1 protein-coding gene is annotated in these 600 nt (G+C 74.5%); it reads right to left on the minus strand.

Annotated features, from left to right (window positions below):
• Positions 1 to 600, minus strand: a 600-nt coding sequence (locus tag ACFHW0_RS31740) for a condensation domain-containing protein (protein ID WP_416613311.1), incomplete at both ends; no start/stop codon positions are given.

The following is a 600-nucleotide window of genomic DNA, read 5'->3' on the forward strand; positions in this document are numbered from 1 at the left end:
GGTGATCGTGCTGGTGCCGTCGACGATCGCCACGGCGTCGGGTTGGCGTCGGGCCGTCGCCGTCACCAGCCACGGCACGCACCCCGCACCGCCGTCCGACGATCCGGCGACTGCGGCCGTCGGCGCGCCCACCTCGGTCGCCGGGGCGCCCGCCCGGTCCGGACCGTCGGGGACGGCCTCGGGCCACCGGGCCGCCCGACCGGTCGTCGGCCGGCGCCGCCGCCCCGTGGACACCGCCGCGAGCCGCCGGCGCTGCTCGTCGGTGACGGCCTCCACCGTGGACAGCCGCCGTTCGGGGTCCGCCAGCACGGCCGCCACCAGGGCCCGGTAGCTGTCGGCCAGGTCGGCCATCGTCGCGGCGTCGTAGAGGTCGCAGGCGTAGCTGAAGTACACGCCGACGCTGTCGGTTCCCACCTCCGCGTGGACCGTGAGGTCGAACTTCGCGGTTCCCGGCTCGATCGACATCGGACGCATCGTGGCGGTGTGCAGCGGGACGGGGCCGTCGGCGATGCCCGTGACGTTTCCGCCGGTGAAGACGGTTTGGATGAGGGGTGGGGTGTGGCGGTCGCGGGTGGGTTGGGTGTGTTCGACGAGTTTGTC

Source organism: Micromonospora sp. LOL_025 (genome assembly GCF_048060285.1).
Lineage (GTDB): Bacteria > Actinomycetota > Actinomycetes > Mycobacteriales > Micromonosporaceae > Micromonospora.